This window comes from Flavobacterium ammonificans (assembly GCF_020885975.1).
Classification (GTDB): Bacteria; Bacteroidota; Bacteroidia; order Flavobacteriales; family Flavobacteriaceae; genus Flavobacterium; species Flavobacterium ammonificans.
On the sequence record NZ_AP025183.1, the window covers coordinates 482361 to 501001 of the forward strand.

The following is an 18641-nucleotide window of genomic DNA, read 5'->3' on the forward strand; positions in this document are numbered from 1 at the left end:
TTATAACTCTCTGTAATTTTTTGCGCGTTGCGCACGCAAATTTAAGGAAATGTTTGCTAAGAACGAGACAAAGTTTAGAGTTTTCCGAAGGTTGGTTTAAGGCTTCCAGCCTTTTGAAGGCTGGAAGCCTTGGTTGTACCTATGATAAAAAAAGTTATTTTTGCACTCATTCTGAATTCATTTCAGCATTATTAAACTGTTATTATGTTAGAAAATCCAACAAGATATACCATTACGGCAGCCTTGCCTTACACTAACGGACCAATTCACATTGGCCATTTAGCGGGGGTTTACGTGCCTTCGGACATTTATTCTCGCTATCTACGATTGCAAGGAAGAGACGTGTTGTTTGTTTGCGGTAGCGACGAACACGGCGTAGCCATTTCGATGAAAGCCAAAAAAGAAGGAATTACGCCTCAGGAAGTAATCGATAAATACGATGGCATCATCCGTAAATCGTTTGTTGATTTTGGGATTTCGTTTGATAATTATTCTAGAACTTCGGCTAAAATTCATCACGAAACGGCTTCGGAATTCTTTATAACGTTGTATGACAAAGGCGATTTTATTGAAGAAGTAACTGAGCAGTTGTATGATGCTAAAGCGGATCAATTCTTGGCAGACCGATTTGTAACCGGAACTTGTCCAAAATGCAGTAATGAAGAAGCTTATGGCGACCAATGCGAAAAATGTGGTTCTACTTTAAACGCTACGGATTTAATCAATCCGAAATCAACTATTACAGGAGAAACGCCGGTTTTGAAATCGACTAAACACTGGTTTTTACCTTTGGATCGTTACGAAGAATTTTTGAAAGAATGGATTCTCGTTGGACATAAAAACGATTGGAAACCCAACGTGTACGGTCAAGTAAAATCCTGGATCGATGGGGGATTAGAGCCTCGTGCGGTAACTCGTGATTTGGATTGGGGAATTGACGTACCGGTTGCAGGTGCCGAAGGAAAAAAATTATACGTTTGGTTTGATGCGCCTATTGGCTACATCTCTGCTACAAAAGAATGGGCAGCACGCGAAGGAAAAAATTGGGAACCCTATTGGAAAGACCAAGGAACTAAATTAGTTCACTTTATTGGGAAAGATAATATTGTGTTTCACTGTATCATTTTCCCTGCGATGTTGAAGGCCGAAGGAAGTTATATTTTACCTGATAATGTGCCTGCAAATGAGTTCTTGAACTTGGAAGGTAATAAATTATCGACTTCTAAAAACTGGGCGGTTTGGTTGCACGAATATTTGGAAGAATTTCCAAATCAGCAAGACGTATTGCGTTATGCTTTGACTTCGAATGCACCAGAAACTAAAGACAATGACTTTACTTGGAAAGATTTCCAAGCGAGAAATAACAACGAACTCGTAGCGATTTTTGGTAACTTTATCAATCGTGTGGTAGTTCTAACTAACAAATACTACAACGGAATTGTTCCTGCTCCGAATGAATTTTCGGAAGTGGACGAACAAACTTTAGTCGAGCTAAAAGCGTATCCAGCGGTGATTTCAAGTTCAATTGAAAGATACCGTTTTAGAGAAGCTTTGGGCGAAATGATGAATGCCGCTCGTTTAGGAAATAAATATTTGGCCGACGAAGAGCCTTGGAAAGTCATCAAAGACAATCCAGAGCGAGTACAAACTCAGATGTATGTGGCCTTGCAAATTGCGGCTGCTTTGAGTGCGCTTTGCGAACCATTTTTGCCTTTTACAGCTAAAAAATTAAGCCGCATTTTGAAAATAGAGGAGCCGTTGAACTGGAATTCAATTACAGAAAACAGCGACTTACTTCCTTCAGGGCACCAAATTGGCGAAGCGGAATTGCTTTTTGCCAAAATAGAAGACGAAGAAATCCAAAAACAAATCAATAAATTGGAAGCAACAAAAACAGCGAATAAGGCCGAGATTGCTTCGTCCCTCGCAATTACCGAACCACAAAAAGAAGCGATTCAATTTGAGGATTTTGCCAAAATGGATTTGCGCGTGGGAACGATTTTGGAAGCCGAGAAAATGCCAAAAGCCAACAAACTTTTAATCTTAAAAGTAGATACTGGAATTGACGTTCGCACCATTGTTTCGGGAATTGCCGAGAGTTTTGCGCCGCAAGATATTATTGGTAAAAAAGTCACTGTTTTAGTGAATTTGGCTCCAAGAAATCTTCGTGGAGTAGAAAGTCAAGGAATGATTTTGATGACCAACAATGCAGAAGGAAAATTAGTTTTTGTAAACCCAGATGCTGAAGGTGTTGGGAATGGTGAGACGATTAATTAGTACAACACGAATTTCACGAATTTCCACAAATTAGTTTTGTAAAAATTAGTGAAGTCTGTCTTTAAAATAAAATTATGCAACCGAAGATAATAGCTTTTGACGCCGACGACACGCTTTGGCACAACGAACCCTACTTTGATGAGGCGCAAGATAAATTTTGTGAATTATTCGGTGGTTATGCTTCAAAACAAGAGTTATTAAGACTTATTTTAAATCATCAAATAACCAATTTACCTTTGTACGGTTTCGGGATTAAGGCATTTACATTGTCTATGATTGAATCGGCTTTAGAATTGACGAATCATAGTATATCAGGACAAAACATTGAAAAAGTCCTTCAAATTGGAAAAGAGCTATTACAAAAACCTGTGGAATTATTGCCTGATGTAATTTCGGTTTTGGAGGAATTAAAAGGAACTTACAAGTTAATCGTTGCCACCAAAGGCGACTTGAAAGACCAACATCGAAAATTACACGAATCTGGAATTGGTGCTTACTTTCATCATATTGAAGTGATGAGCGATAAAACTGAATTGGATTACGAAAAAATGTTAGGTCGTTTGGATTGCCAAGCAGCCGATTTTTTAATGATTGGAAATTCACTAAAATCAGATGTGTTACCGGTTTTGAATATTGGCGGACACGCCATCCATATTCCGTACCATACCACTTGGGAATACGAACAAATCGATTTTGAGATTGAACACGAGAATTTCCGTGCTTTTGAAAAAATAACGGAAGTATTGCAATTGCTATAACAAAACGAATTTCACGAATTTCACAAACGGGAAAATCTATAGAAATAATGAAACAAAAACTCGACCTCAATTCTTGGAACCGAAAAGAACATTTTTTGTTTTTCAAACAAATGGAGGAGCCTTTTTATGGCATTACTACTATAATAGATTGTACTCAAGCGTATGTCAAAGCAAAAGCGCTTGGTGTTTCATTTTTCAGCTATTACCTTCATAAAACCTTAAGCGCAGTAAATGCGGTGGAGAATTTCCGTTACCGCATTATCGAAGATGAGGTTTATATTTTTGATGTGATTGATGCCTCGGCAACCGTTATGCGAGAAGACACCACATTTGGATTTTCATACATGCCTTTTACTGAGGATATCAATGAATTTACTCAAATAGTACAGACTGAAATCGAACGCATGCAAACTACAACGGGGGTTTTTACTAGAGAATATCCTGAAAATTTAATTCATTTTTCGGCTTTGCCGTGGATTAATTTTACTTCATTGTCTCATGCCAGAAGTTTTACTTGGCCAGACAGTTGTCCTAAAATTTCTATTGGAAAATTAACGGATGAAAATGGTAAAAAATCAATGCCAATATCCGTTCATGTGCATCATGGTTTAGTCGATGGGTATCATGTAGGGTTGTTTATTGAGCAATTGCAGCAATTTATGAACGAATAAAAAAAGCACAAAGTCTTTTGAACTTTGTGCTTTTTTAGTTTGTGGGGAAAATTTATTTACCCAACAACAGCACTTCGTTAACCACTATATCCGTTACATAACGTTTTTCTCCATTTTTATCCTCATAAGTGCGGTGTGTTAATTTGCCTTCAATGCCTATTTCTTTTCCTTTGGTTACGTATTTTTCTATAATTTCAGCTGTCTTACCCCAAGCAGTTACACGATGCCATTCTGTTTGCTCCACCTTATCCCCGTTGTCTTTGTAATAAACATCATTTGTTGCGATAGTGATAGTGGCTACTTTTTTTCCACCTTCTAAGTTTTTTACTTCAGGATCTTGTCCTACTCTTCCGATTAATTGTACTCTGTTTTTCATGGCGTATAAATTTAAATAGTTAAAATAAAATGAGTTAACTGATTCGTTTCAATCAACAGTGCAAAGATGGGGTGGGTTCCAAAAATTATTCGGTAACTAACTATTTACTTTCGGTTGTAACTATTTGTAAGCATTTGTAAATGGAAAATAATTTATATATTTGATTGATTTTAAATATATTTATTGCGCATTATATACTATTTTAAGTCAAAAAATCCCAATCTTATGAATAAAAGCTGTTTAGAATGCGGAGATAAAATTATTGGCCGTGAAGACAAAAAATTTTGCAGCGATGGCTGTCGCAATGCATATAATAACAAAATCAATAAAGACAGCAACAATTTTATGCGCAATATCAATAACAAATTGCGCAAGAATTACCGCATTTTGTGTGAATTAAATACGGAAGGAAAATCCAAAACTACCCGAACTAAATTACTAAGTAAAGGTTTTGACTTTGAGTATTTTACCAATATATTGCAAACTAAAACCGGAAATACCTATTATTTTTTATACGATCAAGGGTATATGATTCTTGAAAATGAATATTACATGCTTGTCAAAAAAGATATATAATCCAAAACCCAAATCTGCCCTATTCTATGAAAAAAAATTACGCCTCTCTTTACAGTACGCTTTTCATTTTAGTTATTCTTGCGTTAGCCTTTTTTACTATGATGCCCCAATGGACATCGGAAGAAGAAGGTCCGCTAACCGAATTTTCTACACAAAGAGCATTCAAACAAGTAAGAGCCATCTCGCGTCAACCGCACTATGTTGGTTCTAAAAATCACGAAGAGGTCGCGCAGTATTTACTAAAAGAATTAGAAAAATTAGGATTAGAAACTTCCATTCAAGAGGGCTATACTTTGAGTGATTGGGGAAATTTGGTGAAGTCCAAAAATCTTTTGGCAAGAATAAAAGGAACCGATAGCTCTAAAGCCTTATTACTTTTATCACATTACGATAGTGCGCCACATTCGTATTCCTTAGGCGCCAGCGATGCGGGTTCGGGAGTAGCTACCATTTTAGAAAGTGTCCGAACATTTTTATACAACAAAACTCCACACAAAAACGACATCATCATTCTCTTTACAGATGCTGAAGAATTGGGTTTGAATGGCGCAGCGCTCTTTGTTACCCAGCACCAATGGGCAAAAGAAGTGGGAGTCGTTTTAAACTTCGAAGCACGAGGTTCGTCAGGTCCAAGTTATATGTTAATGGAAACCAATGGTGGAAACGCAGGATTAGTTAATGAATTTGCTGCCGCAAAAGTGCCACTTCCTGCTTCTAACTCCTTAATGTATAGCATCTATAAAATGTTGCCTAATGACACCGATTTAACTGTTTTTAGAGAACAAGGCAATATCCAAGGATATAATTTTGCTTTTATTGATGATCATTTCAATTACCACACGGCACAAGACGATAGCAAGCACCTCAACAAAAAAACACTAGAACATCAAGGAACTTATTTAATGCCGTTATTGCAGTATTTTGCAAATGCCAACTTTGACGCTACCGTTTCCAAAGAAGATTATGCTTATTTCACCCTCCCGTTTACTTTCATCAGTTATCCGTTTAGTTGGATACTACCAATGGTATTAATCGCTTTAGTGCTATTTGTACTTTTAGTATTTATAGGCGTCGGAAAGCGTATTTTGTCATTCAAGGAAATCGGAAAAGGATTTATTCCATTTTTAGGTGCGACAATCACTAGCGGATTATTGGGCTTTTACGGGTGGAAATTTTTACTTCATTTCTATCCCCAATACAACGATTTACTCAATGGATTTACCTACAACGGCCATTCGTATATTGCAGGATTTGTCTCTTTAACCATTGCGATTTGCTTCATTTTTTATCAACTTTTTTCAGATGTAAAGAAAACGATGAATCATTATGTAGCGCCGCTTTTCATTTGGCTATTGCTTAATTGTGGATTAGCCATTGGATTAAAAGGCGCTGGATTTTTAATCATTCCTGTTGGTTTTGGTTTGATTGCTTTTGGATTTTTTATTTTGACTCAAAAATCAAATGCACTTTTGAATATAATTTGCAGTATTCCGGCACTATTGATTATTGCGCCATTCATTCAAATGTTTCCTATCGGCTTAGGACTTAAAGTACTTTTTGGAAGCGCTATTTTGACTGCTTTGACTTTTGGATTACTAGTTCCGGTTTTTGGAAATTATACCAAAAAAGGAAGATGGTCATTCTTATTTTTGGCGATTGCGGGTATCTTTTTTGCGAAAGCACATGTAACATCTGGATATGAATTAGGCAAAGCCAAATCCAACAGCTTGCTCTACATTTATAATGCTGAAACCAAAAAGGCCAATTGGGTTACTTATGACACCAATTTAGATGATTGGACGAAAAGTTATTTGGGCAACCAACCTAAATCGGCCGATTTTATGCAAGCAGTACCTTTGTTTAGCAAATACAATTCAGGATTTACCTATGCTGCCGAAGCGCCTGTAAAAGACTTAGCTACGCCAACGATTGAATTTTTAAAAGATGAAATTGTTGGCAATCAACGAGAATTAAAAATTAAAATTACACCGAATCGAAATGTAAACCGCTACGATATTTTTGCTTCAGAAGAAATGATTTTGAATAATTTCAAAGCTAACGGAGCTCAAGCTATTGGACAAAAAGGCATCAAATACGAACGTAAAAGAGGGAAGAAAATATTGAGCTATTATGTAGTAGCGAACGAAGCTTTAGAAATAGAATTTAGTATTGACGCTACTGCTCCATTTGATATGGAATTATTAGAAAGTTCCTTCGACCTAATGCGAAACCAATTGTTTCGAATGATTAAACGACAAAACTGGATGATGCCAACGCCATTTGTTTTGAATGATGCCGTTGTAATTCAGAAAAAAATTGTTCCAACTCCAGTGGTGAAAACTGTAGTAAAAAAAGTTATTGAAAGCACTCCAGTTCAAGATAGTATATCGGAACCAAAACCTGAAATTGAACCTGAAACTACTCCAATTCTCTAAGCTAACTATGACACAAATCAGCATTTTAGGTTGTGGCTGGCTGGGACTTCCTTTGGCGAAAGCCTTATTAAAAAAAGGATTTTTGGCAAAGGGCTCTACTACTTCAATAGAGAAAATATCCGTTTTAGAATCAGCAGGAATTGCGCCATTTATAATTCGGTTAGAGGAAGAAAAAATCAGTGACTCCATAACTGATTTTTTGGCTGATAGCCAAATCTTAATTATAGACATCCCACCAAAATTAAGAGGCAATTCTAGCGAGAATTTTGTTGCCAAAATAGCGACTTTAATTCCTTTTGTTGAAAACTCAACCATTGAAAAAGTGCTTTTTGTGAGTTCGACTTCGGTTTATGGTGAGGACAATGAATTGGTTACAGAAGCAACTCCTTTGAATCCTGATTCAGAAGGCGGACGTCAATTAGCAATTGTAGAAAGTCTATTGCAAAAAAACAGTTGTTTTGAAACGACCATTTTACGTTTTGGAGGATTAATTGGTGAAGATCGAAATCCAGTTCGGTTTTTATCCGGGCGAGAAAATATTGAAAACCCCAATGCGCCGATTAACTTAATCCATCAAGAAGATTGTATTGGCATTATTGAAAAAATAATCGAATTGGATTCTTGGAACAAAACCTACAATGCAGTCGCGCCATTCCATCCGACTAGAAAAGAATATTATACTCAAAAAGCAATCGATTTGAATTTGGCTTTGCCTAAATTTGTACCTTCAAACACAATGGCAGGAAAAACTATATTGAGTGATACATTGATAAACTCTTTGCAGTATTCCTTTATTAAACCAACATTATAAAGTGAGAACCCGAATAAAAAACGCTTTTTCAAACCAGATCAAAACAATTGGGTTGCCGTTTTTGGCACTTTTCTGGGTCAGCATCATTTGGGGTACCACTTGGATTGCTTCCAAAGAAGGCGTAAAACACATGCCTGCTTTACAGTTGGTAGCTATTCGCCAATTTATTGGAGGCGTTATTTATATTGGCTATTTCTTATTGAAAAAAACCCCTTGGCCGGAAGGCAAACAATGGAAATTCATTCTGATTTTGAGTGTGCTTAATTTTGTATTAAGTAACGGGCTCAGCACTTGGGGTGTGAAATACATAAGTAGTGGTTTAGGCGCAATTATTGGTGCCTTGGTACCATTATGGGTGGTCATAATTAGTTTTTTCAGAGGCGAACGATTAGCTCGATTAGCCATTGTAGGATTAATTGTAGGTTTTTCAGGGATTTGTGTGGTCTTTTACGATCATTTGAATGATTTCTTCATTGCTGATTTTCGTTTTGGAATATTCCTCTCTATTGTCGCTACGCTGACTTGGGCTTTTGGAACTTTATACACTAAGAAAAAAGCGGCTAGTTTTAATCCGTATTTTGGATTGGGATTGCAAATGTTTATTTCGAGTATTTTACTTTTTGCCTTTACAGGCGCAACAGGAACCTCTGTAAGTTTGTCTGAAATTCCAGCTATATCGTGGTGGTCTATTGCTTATTTGGTTTTGTTTGGCTCCGTATTTACTTTTATTGCCTTCATTTATGCCTTGCAGCGTTTACCATCAGAAATTAGCAGTATTTATGCTTATGTAAATCCAATCGTTGCGGTATTGTTAGGAACAGTTATTTTTAACGAACCGCTCACTATTCCAATAATAATTGGCGGCAGCATCACATTAATTGGATTGTATTTGGTTAATAAATCCATGAGAAAAAGTTAAATTTAAAAAATATGATTACCAATATTGAAATTAAAGAAATGCCAAAAACAGATTGGGCATTTGTCACTCATATTGGAGTGGAAGGATTGGATGCAGCTTATGGAAAATTACTCCAATGGGCAATTCCTAAAGGTCTTGTAGGTAATGATTTAAAAATGGGTCGGATTTATCATGACAGCTTTAAAATAACTGATCCGGCTAAAGTAAGAATGAGTGCTTGTGTTTTACTGCAAGAACCTATTCAAACTAATGGGGAAATAGGTTTGGTATCTATCCCAAAAGGTAAATGTATCGTTGGTCATTTTGAAATACCACCTCATGAGTTTGGTAAGTCTTGGCAATCCCTTTTTATTTGGATGAAAGAAAATGGATATGCAAAAGCAGACCAAAATCCTTATGAAATTATGCATAATGATTTCAATGAACATCCAGAGAAAAAATGTATTGTGGACTTATGTATTCCTATCGAATAAAAACAAAAAAACCGATTATTGCTAATCGGTTTTTTTGTATTCAATAATTCTGATTACCAAATTTTAACTCGCTTTTCAGGAGCAATATACATTCCGTCAGTAGGCTTGATGTTGAACGCTTCATAAAAGGTATCTACATTTTGTAATGGTACATAAGCACGATACATTCCTGGTGAATGGGGGTCGGTTTTTACTTGACTTTTCAAAGCCTCGTCTCTCATTTTTGAACGCCAAATAGTTGACCAAGAAATAAAGAAACGTTGTTCTGGAGTATATCCATCAATTAAACCTGGATTTCCGTTTTCTTTCAAATACAATTGCAATCCATCATACGCCGCATTCACACCGCCTAAATCTCCAATGTTTTCTCCTAAAGTAAATTTACCATCTACAAAAGTCCCTGGCAGTGGCTGTAACTGACTGTATTGTGCTGCCAAAGCTCCTGTTAATGCTGTAAATTGTTTTAAATCGTCTGCTGTCCACCAATCAACTAAATTACCATCAGCATTGTATCTTGAACCTGAATCGTCAAATCCATGGGAAATTTCATGACCAATTACTGCTCCAATTCCACCATAATTTACAGCTTCATCCGCTTGATAATTATAAAATGGCGGTTGTAAGATTGCTGCTGGGAATACAATCTCGTTGTACGAAGGGTTGTAATACGCATTTACCGTTTGTGGAGACATCCCCCATTTTTCTTTATTAACAGGTTTTTTAAGTTCTGCAATATTCTCGTTGTAAGACCATTTCGAAATATTTTTTACGTTCTCAAAATAGCTTCCCTCTTCTTCAGGAGACTTAATCGTTAATGCCGAATAATCTTTCCATTTATCAGGGTATCCAATTTTAACTCTTGATTTGTTCAATTTAGCTATCGCACTTTTCTTTGTCTCTTGCGACATCCAAGCCAAATTATTGATTCTGTTTTCAAAAGCTAAGAATACATTTTTGATCATTTTCTCTGCTTTAGCTTTGGCTTCAGCAGGGAATTTTTTCTCAACATATAATTTTCCTAAAGCTTCTCCCGTAGCCCCGTTAATAACTTGAAGTGCGCGTTCTTGAAGTGGTCTTTGTTTAACAGCTCCCGTTAAGGTTTTTCCATAAAACTCCCAATTCGCAGTTTCCAATTGTGTAGACAACAAACTGGCTGATTTGTTTAAAAGTGTCCAACGCATATAGGCTTTCCAATCGGCTACTTTATTTTCTTTCAAAATAGTTTCTAAAGCCACTAAGTATTTTGGTTGCGCAACAATTAATGAATCTGTTTTTGGTAAACCAATTTGAGTTAAATAAACATCCCAGTTAATTGATGGCGTCAATTTTTGCAAATCACTTACCGTCATTGGATTGTACGATTTTCTTCTGTCTCTGCGTTCCACTCTATCGAAGCGAGGTTTAGACATCGCTGTTTCTAGAGCTAGAATTCTATCTGCATTTGCTTGTGCCTCGGCTGGTTTTTCTCCAAGCAATTGTAGCATTTTAGTTAGATGAAGTAGGTATTTGGCACGTTTCTCTTTAGAATCAGCATCTTCAGAAACATAATAATCTCTGTCAGGCAAACCAACACTTCCAGGACCTACATTAATCACATTTCTATTACTGTTTTTAGCATCAACTCCAACACCTACTCCAAAAAAACCTATTCCGCCTTGAGGCGCCATTTGAATTAACAATGCCTGTAAATCGGCCGTGTTTTTTACTGCATTGATTTTAGCTAAATACGGTTTAAGCGGAGAAATTCCTTGCTTGTTTCTAGTAACCGTATCCAATATAGATTTGTACAAGTTAATTGCTTTACCTTGATCTGTATTCGACTTATAAATAGGGTTTTTTGTCGCCTCATTTAATATGATTAAGGCATCTGTATCTGTTTTTTGACGCAATTCATCAAAACTTCCCCAACGTGTTTTATCGTTTGGAATTTGAGTATTGTCTAACCAGGTTCCATTAACGTATCTAAAGAAATCGTCTGTTGGTTTTACCTTTGTATCCATAAAGTTTACATTGATTCCTGGCTCTTTTTTCGCAGTGTTGTCTTGGGCTTGAACACTCGATGTAACAATTAAAGCTGGGATCACGAAAAGAACAGCATTCGAAAATAATTTTTTCATTGTTTTTAATTTTTAGTGATAAACAAATCTATTGAATAATTTTTAAAGATTTGAATTACACGCTTTTTTTTAATGCTATCGATATGGTAAATGCCTTTATGATTTTCGTATTTTTGTTCCAAATTTTAAAAATGAAAGCTTTTTTACACCATTATCGTTTCTTTTTTATTGGGTTAATCGTTTTTTCGATAATTACGATTTCCTTGTTTTACTCGGCATTAAAACCTGCCAAAACCTTACCTATATATAATCCTTCAGATGTTAATCCAGAATTAGTAGACAGCACGGTACAATACATTAGTAAATACCATACCATTGCTGACTTTTCTTTTGTCAACCAAAACGGAAAAACCATAACTCAAAAAGAGTATGAGGGTAAAATTTATGTTGCCGATTTCTTTTTCACGACTTGTGGTTCTATTTGTCCAAAAATGACCGCTAATTTAGAAGAAGTTCAAAAAGCAATTAGCAACAATCCTAAAGTCATGTTACTTTCGCACACCGTTTTTCCTGAAACGGATAGTGTACCTGTTTTAAAACAATACGCTATTAAACACCATGTCAACGATAGCAAATGGAATCTAGTGACTGGAGATAAAAAAGCCATTTATACTATGGCACGAAAATCCTATTTAGCAGTGAAATTAGGAAAACCGGAAGAACTGTATGATATGGTACATACCGAAAACTTTGTATTAGTGGACCAAAAAAGACGTGTGCGTGGTTTCTATGACGGAACGAATAAAGAAGACGTTCAACGCCTAATTGATGACATTGCATTTTTGTCGGAACAATAAATCGCATTTTCTCTTAATTTTAGTATAAAAATGATATTTATCATTTGGTTTAGTATTAAAATCTGTACTTTTGCAATCTTAATTCAATCTAAATAAGACTTGCAAACCACATTAAACCTACTCAAAAAAGGCGATAAAGCAATTATCAAAGAATTTGATATTGATGCTGTTCCCTTGAAATTATTGGAGATGGGTTGTTTGCCGGGTAATGTGGTTGAATTACTTCAAATTGCTCCTTTTGGCGATCCACTGTATTTAAACATTAATGGCTCGCATGTAGCTATTCGAGTAGAAACTGCCAAAGAAATCGAAGTTGATTTAATTGAAAACCACTAATGTTAAGTAGTCACAACATCAATGTCGCGTTAATTGGAAATCCTAATGTAGGGAAAACTTCGGTTTTTAACCAACTAACAGGTTTGAATCAACAAGTGGGAAATTATCCCGGAATTACGGTGGAGAAAAAGATTGGGTTTTGCAAATTACCCAATAATTACAAAGCCAATATTCTTGACTTGCCTGGAACCTACAGCTTGAATGCCAGTTCCATTGATGAGAATGTGGTGATTGAGTTATTGTTGAACAAAAACGACAAATTATATCCTGACGTAGCCTTAGTAGTAACTGATGTTGAGAATTTAAAACGAAACTTACTTCTTTTTACTCAAATAAAAGACTTGGAAATCCCCACCATTCTAGTCATTAATATGGCTGACAGAATGAAGCACAATGGTATTTCATTAGACATTCCTTATTTAGAAGAAAAGCTACAAACCAAAATTGCCTTAGTGAGTTCGAGAAAAGGAACTGGCATTGAAGAACTAAAACAATTAATTGTCAATTACAAATCGCTCCCAAAAGAGCCTTGTTTAAATGCTTCTTCTATTGATCCTGTCTATTTTGAAAACTTACGCAAAACATTTCCTAACCAATTGTTATACAAATTATGGTTAGTAATTACTCAAGATGTTAATTTCTTGAACTTAGATCGAAATGAAATCCGAAATTCATTTACTAAATCCCATTCGGATTTAAAACGATTACAACAAAAAGAAACCATTAAGCGCTATCAATTCATCAATGATGTATTGAAAGAGGGACTTAAAATTGATACCACTGTTGCCAAAGATTTTCGTTCTGTTTTAGATCGAGTCCTTACTCACAAAGTATGGGGTTATGCGATTTTCTTTTTCATTCTTTTTGGAATTTTTCAATCCATTTTTGAATGGTCTAAAATTCCGATGGATTTTATTGACAGTACATTTGCTTCATTGAGTGCTTTGGCAAGCGACCAATTACCTGCTGGTGTTTTGACTAATTTAATTGCCCAAGGAATTATTCCGGGTATTGGAGGCATCCTAATTTTTATTCCACAAATTGCTTTTCTTTTTATGTTCATTTCCATTTTGGAAGAGAGCGGCTACATGAGCCGAGTAGTTTTTTTAATGGACAAAATCATGCGTAAGTTTGGCTTATCTGGAAAAAGTATTGTGCCTTTGATTTCAGGAACTGCCTGTGCAATTCCAGCGATAATGGCTACACGAAATATCGAAAATTGGAAAGAACGATTGATTACAATTTTAGTAACGCCATTTACAACTTGTTCTGCAAGACTTCCTGTTTATGCTATTATTATTGCTTTGGTAATTCCTGATACTCGTGTATTTGGAATCATCAATATGCAAGGATTGACACTAATGTTGTTGTACTTACTTGGTTTTGGAATGGCAATATTCTCAGCTTATATTTTAAATTCGATTTTAAAAATAAAAGGCAAAACCTACTTTGTAATCGAAATGCCAAATTATAAATTGCCGTTATTCAAGAATGTAGCTATTAATGTAATCGAAAAAACCAAAGCGTTTATTTTTGGTGCAGGTAAAATCATTTTAGCCATTTCTATTGTTTTATGGTTTTTAGCCTCTTATGGTCCTGGTGAAAAATTCAATAATGCTGAAAAAATTGTAATTGAAAAAAACAGCGCTAAACCTTTAGAAGAAACCGAACTACAAAATGCTATTGCTTCGCAAAAATTAGAAAACTCCTATATCGGAATTATGGGAAAAACTATCGAGCCTGTAATTTCTCCTTTGGGTTACGATTGGAAAATTGGCGTAGCGATTATTAGTTCATTTGCTGCTAGAGAAGTGTTTGTTGGAACATTGGCTACAATATATAGTGTAGGAGATAGCGATAATGACACTACCATTAAAAACAAAATGCAAGCTGAAATTCACCCAGAAACAGGCCAAAAAATATTCAATTTTGCCTCGGGTATATCCTTATTATTGTTTTATGCTTTTGCTATGCAATGCGCCAGCACCATTGCCATTACTAAAAAAGAAACCAACTCTTGGAAATGGCCTTTGGGACAATTAATTTTCATGAGCGGTTTGGCCTATCTCGTTGCCTTAATTGCCTATCAAATTTTAAATTAAAATTTCTTTATTTATATTTTGTCTAAATAAAATTAATTTTTACATTTGCAATGTAGAATTAATCTAAATAAAAATGAAGAATATAATTATCGCCTTAGCTTTCTTAACTAGCACAGCTACTATTGCCCAAAATTATCCGCTTTTTAGCACTGATACTGTGAATAAACTTGAAGCTGTCATAATTAAATCCAAACAACAAAGCCCAGAAAGAATGCCAGAGATAAAAGAAAATGTTTTATTCTCAGGTAAAAAAAATGAAGTTTTGAAACTTTCTAACATCAATGGAAACTTCACAACGAATAATGCTAGAGAAATTTTTTCAAGAATCCCTGGAGTTACCATTTGGGAAAATGAGGGATCTGGAATCCAAATTAATGTTGGGGTTCGCGGACTAAGTCCAAACAGAAGTTGGGAGTTAAATACCCGTCAAAACGGATACGACATTTCATCTGATGTATTTGGATATCCTGAGGCATATTATAATCCGCCATTAGAGGCTGTGGAAACGGTAGAATTAGTTCGTGGTGGGTCTGCATTGCAATTTGGACCTCAATTTGGAGGGATGTTAAACTATGTTTTAAAAAGAGAGACTAAAAAACCATTTTCTTTTGAAACACAAAATACAGTTGGAAGTTACGGCTTAATGAGTAGCTACAATGCCATTGGCGGAAAACACAATAAATTCTCTTATTATATCTATAATCATTCCCGTAGTGGCGATGGATGGAGAGAAAACAGCGAGTACACTGTTAGAAATACCCATGCATTCGTAGCTTATGATTTTTCTGAAAAAACGAAGTTGTCTGCTGAATACACTAATATGGATTACAAAATGCAACAAGCTGGAGGTTTGACTGATAGTCAATTCAACACCAATGCTCAAAAATCTTTAAGAGAAAGAAACTGGTTCGGTACGCCTTGGAATGTACTTGCCATTAATTTTGATACTAAACTAAACGATCGTTTTTCATCCAATACTAAATTGTTTGGGCTTGTAGGAGAACGTAATAGTGTTGGGTTTACTGCAACTCCCAATGTTGAAGATGTAATTAACCCTGCTACAAATGATTTTGCAAATAGACGTGTTGACCGTGACTATTACAAAAATTTTGGAATTGAAAATCGTAATATCTTAAAATACAAACTAGGTAATACAGATAATAATCTTGCTTTTGGGGCGCGTCTTTACAAAGCCAATACACGTCGTGTTCAAGATGGCAAAGGAACAACTGGAGCTGATTTTGATTTGTCAATTGACGGAAGGTACGGTAGAGATTTAGATTTTACTACAGAAAATGTGGCTGTTTTTGCAGAAAATCAGTTCAAGGTTTCTGAAAAATTCAGTGTTACTCCAGGTATTCGTTATGAATATATTAGAAATACAGGAGAAGGAAGATTTGGCATTAGTAATGGAAATGATGTAGCTATGCCTGTTAAATCGATAGCAAGAAACCAACCTTTGTTTGGGCTCGGAATGGAATATAAATTTAGAACTACCAATATTTACGCCAATATTACCCAAGCTTTTAGACCTGTATTGTTTTCGGATTTTACACCGCCGGCAGTGACAGATGTCATAGACCCTAATTTAAAAGATGCGAGTGGATTTAATGCTGATTTAGGATTTAGAGGAACTCATAAAAACTATTTGAATTTTGATTTTAGTTTATTTTACTTAAGCTACAATAATAGAATTGGTGGAATAAGACAATTTATTAATGATGATCCTACTAAAGGAACCTTCTTATTCAGAACCAATTTAGGAGAAACCATTAATAAAGGAATTGAAGGGTTCTTTAATTTGAATGTGACGCGCTTCTTCCAAATAGAAAAACCATACGGTAACTTGGATCTTTTTGCTTCCATTAGTTTTATTGATAGCCGTTACACTGATTTTAGTATTTTCAGTACTACTGGCTCGGCTCCAAATGTAACAATTAAAGAGACCAACCTTTCAGGAAATAGAGTGGAAAATGCGCCGAGATACATTCATAACTTTGGACTTTCTTGGGGAAATAACAACTTTTCTACCACATTACAATACAGAATGTCTGGTAAAATTTTTACAGATGCTAACAATACAGTGGCGCCTTCATCAAACGGGGTAACAGGTATTTTAGAGCAATATCAAGTAATGGATTTCTCTTCTGAATATAAGTTCTTGAAACATTACAATATTAGAGCAGGAGTAAACAATCTTTTGGATAAAAACTACGCTACAAGAAGAGCAGGAGGATATCCAGGACCTGGTATTCTTCCGGGAGAAGGACGAACTTTTTACATCTCTTTAGGAATAAAACTCTAATCTTTAACTAAGAAATAGCCAAGAAAATGGAAAACAATAGCATACAAGAAATAATTGCTTTCACTTTCTTGGCTCTATCAATTGGATTTTTGATTAAAAAATACTTTTGGAAGAAAAAAAAATCAGATAAATATTGTGGCAAGGACGATTGTGGCTGTCATTAACCCAATGCCACATCTAGCATCATCATCACAATAAATCCACCTATAAAACCTAGCGTTGCAATATCTGTATTTTGATCCTGTTGGGTTTCAGGAATCACTTCTTCAACTACTACAAAAATCATAGCGCCAGCTGCAAATGCTAAAGCATACGGCAACAAGGGTGTGAAAAAGGTAACCGCTACGGCTCCCATAACTGCTGCAATAGGTTCAACAATAGCAGAAGATTGTCCATACATAAAACTCTTCCATCGGCTCATTCCCATTCGGCGTAAAGGCATAGAAACGGCAACTCCTTCTGGGAAATTTTGAATTCCAATACCAATAGCCAAAGTCAAAGCGCCAGCAATAGAAGCTTCCGGAATTCCAGCTGCCACACCTCCAAATAAAACGCCAACTGCTAATCCTTCAGGAATATTGTGTAAGGTAATTGCCAAAACAAGTAAAGTGGTGCGTTGCCAAGGTGATTTCACCCCTTCGGTTTCCTGAAAATTAATGTGTAAATGAGGCAAGACTTTATCCAACCCAAAAATAAATAGGGCGCCTAGAAAAAAACCTATCGAAGCAGGGATTACTTTAGCAAATCCTTCTCCTCCACTCATTTCGATAGCAGGCGCTAATAAACTCCAAAAACTGGCAGCTACCATCACGCCGCCTGTAAAACCAAGCATTCCATCTAAAACTACTCTATTCATTGTTTTAAAAAAAAGAACAAATGAAGCGCCTAAAGCAGTTAAAAACCATGTAAATAGCGTAGCATATAAAGCCGCTAAAACCGGATCAATACTTTCAAAAAAATGAATTATATCTTCAAACATACTTATTGAACATAAAGATTAGTTGCTATTTTATTCGATATAGTTAACTCTTTGCCATCCAATTCGATAACAATTGAGTTGTCAAAAGATTCTTTTTCCAAAACCTTGATATGAGAACCTAAAGTAATTTTTTGTTTATTCAAATATTGTAAAAATTCTACCGAAGAATCTTTTACGCCAACGCACAGAAAAAGTTTTTGATGTGCTACTTCTGACAATAATGATTTATTAATTTTTCGAATCTCGCCTTTTTGATCCGGAATAGGATCTCCGTGAGGATCTGTATTTGGAAATCCTAAAAACGCATCGAGCCTGTTGGTTAGCTTTTCTGATTTTATATGTTCTAATTCTTCCGCAATATCATGAACTTCATCCCAAGAAAAACCTAGTTTTTCTACTAAAAAAACCTCCCATAATCGGTGTTTTCTAACAATCATTTTGGCTTCTCTAAGCCCCGTTTCAGTTAACGTTACTCCATAATATTTTTGGTGAGAAACCAAATTCTTTTCAGATAATTTTTTTACCATATCCGTCACCGAAGAGGCTTTGGTGTTGAGTACAATTGCAATCGCATTTGTATTTACCCCTTTTGGTGTACTAGATGATAAATGGTAAATCACCTTAATGTAGTTTTCTTCAGAGCTAGTCATTGAACAAATTTTTATCAAATTTAAAAAATTATTTTAGATTAATTAAAATTATTTTTAGA

The 18641-nt window shown here is 35.5% G+C and carries 16 protein-coding genes; 12 read left to right on the top strand and 4 right to left on the bottom strand.

Annotation, left to right across the window (positions count from 1 at the left end; genetic code table 11):
* Positions 1-204: 204 nt before the first annotated feature.
* From metG to LPC23_RS02240, 3 genes are all read left to right on the top strand, one after another.
* Positions 205-2277: a methionine--tRNA ligase gene (metG, locus tag LPC23_RS02230; protein ID WP_229330753.1), complete on the top strand. Its 2073-nt coding sequence runs from the start codon at positions 205-207 to the stop codon at positions 2275-2277.
* 74 nt (positions 2278-2351) lie between these two features.
* Positions 2352-3035, top strand: a complete 684-nt coding sequence (locus tag LPC23_RS02235) for an HAD family hydrolase (protein WP_229330755.1) — start codon at positions 2352-2354, stop codon at positions 3033-3035.
* Positions 3036-3082: 47 nt separating this feature from the next.
* Positions 3083-3706 (top strand): chloramphenicol acetyltransferase, encoded by a 624-nt coding sequence (locus LPC23_RS02240; RefSeq protein WP_229330757.1) that lies wholly within the window; start codon positions 3083-3085, stop codon positions 3704-3706.
* Positions 3707-3758: 52 nt separating this feature from the next.
* On the opposite strand, the gene LPC23_RS02245 is transcribed toward LPC23_RS02240, so the two are convergent.
* On the bottom strand, positions 3759-4082 hold the full coding sequence (locus LPC23_RS02245; protein ID WP_229326110.1) for a single-stranded DNA-binding protein: 324 nt from the start codon (positions 4080-4082) through the stop codon (positions 3759-3761).
* Positions 4083-4307: 225 nt separating this feature from the next.
* On the opposite strand from LPC23_RS02245, the gene LPC23_RS02250 reads away from it, so the two are divergent.
* Genes LPC23_RS02250 through LPC23_RS02270 form a run of 5 tightly spaced genes read left to right on the top strand, consistent with a single transcriptional unit; the run spans position 4308 to position 9296 of the window.
* Positions 4308-4658, top strand: a complete 351-nt coding sequence (locus tag LPC23_RS02250; protein WP_229326112.1) for a hypothetical protein — start codon at positions 4308-4310, stop codon at positions 4656-4658.
* Positions 4659-4684: 26 nt separating this feature from the next.
* A complete protein-coding gene (locus LPC23_RS02255; RefSeq protein ID WP_338032154.1) occupies positions 4685-7093 on the top strand; it encodes a M28 family peptidase in 2409 nt (802 codons plus the stop codon).
* A 7-nt stretch (positions 7094-7100) separates the two neighbouring features.
* Entirely contained in the window at positions 7101-7904 is an 804-nt protein-coding gene (locus LPC23_RS02260) for an SDR family oxidoreductase (protein ID WP_229330758.1), read from the top strand.
* 52 nt (positions 7905-7956) lie between these two features.
* The gene (locus tag LPC23_RS02265; RefSeq protein WP_229331564.1) at positions 7957-8823 is read left to right on the top strand and encodes a DMT family transporter; all 867 of its coding nucleotides are present in this window, start codon (positions 7957-7959) and stop codon (positions 8821-8823) included.
* A gap of 11 nt (positions 8824-8834) precedes the next feature.
* On the top strand, positions 8835-9296 hold the full coding sequence (locus tag LPC23_RS02270; protein ID WP_229330760.1) for an AraC family transcriptional regulator: 462 nt from the start codon (positions 8835-8837) through the stop codon (positions 9294-9296).
* Positions 9297-9349: 53 nt separating this feature from the next.
* Here LPC23_RS02270 and LPC23_RS02275 read toward each other — a convergent pair whose 3' ends face one another.
* Positions 9350-11413, bottom strand: a complete 2064-nt coding sequence (locus tag LPC23_RS02275; protein ID WP_229330762.1) for a M13 family metallopeptidase — start codon at positions 11411-11413, stop codon at positions 9350-9352.
* A gap of 131 nt (positions 11414-11544) precedes the next feature.
* Here LPC23_RS02275 and LPC23_RS02280 point away from each other — a divergent pair, with 131 nt between their 5' ends.
* The 4 genes from LPC23_RS02280 (at position 11545) to LPC23_RS02295 (ending at position 16953) form a co-directional block, all read left to right on the top strand.
* A complete protein-coding gene (locus tag LPC23_RS02280) occupies positions 11545-12210 on the top strand; it encodes an SCO family protein (protein WP_229330764.1) in 666 nt (221 codons plus the stop codon).
* 99 nt (positions 12211-12309) lie between these two features.
* Positions 12310-12546 (top strand): FeoA family protein, encoded by a 237-nt coding sequence (locus tag LPC23_RS02285; protein ID WP_229330766.1) that lies wholly within the window; start codon positions 12310-12312, stop codon positions 12544-12546.
* On the top strand, positions 12546-14648 hold the full coding sequence (gene feoB, locus LPC23_RS02290; protein ID WP_229330768.1) for a ferrous iron transport protein B: 2103 nt from the start codon (positions 12546-12548) through the stop codon (positions 14646-14648). The genes LPC23_RS02285 and feoB overlap by 1 nt, the downstream gene beginning before the upstream one ends.
* Before the next feature lie 73 nt (positions 14649-14721).
* The gene (locus LPC23_RS02295) at positions 14722-16953 is read left to right on the top strand and encodes a TonB-dependent receptor family protein (protein WP_229330770.1); all 2232 of its coding nucleotides are present in this window, start codon (positions 14722-14724) and stop codon (positions 16951-16953) included.
* Between the two features lie 160 nt (positions 16954-17113).
* Here the strand turns inward: LPC23_RS02295 and LPC23_RS02305 are convergent, their stop codons facing one another.
* Both LPC23_RS02305 and LPC23_RS02310 read right to left on the bottom strand, forming a co-directional pair.
* On the bottom strand, positions 17114-17932 hold the full coding sequence (locus LPC23_RS02305; RefSeq protein ID WP_229330774.1) for a ZIP family metal transporter: 819 nt from the start codon (positions 17930-17932) through the stop codon (positions 17114-17116).
* A 2-nt stretch (positions 17933-17934) separates the two neighbouring features.
* Complete coding sequence (locus LPC23_RS02310; protein WP_229330776.1) at positions 17935-18582, bottom strand: metal-dependent transcriptional regulator; 648 nt, start codon at positions 18580-18582, stop codon at positions 17935-17937.
* Between the last annotated feature and the right edge of the window lie 59 nt (positions 18583-18641).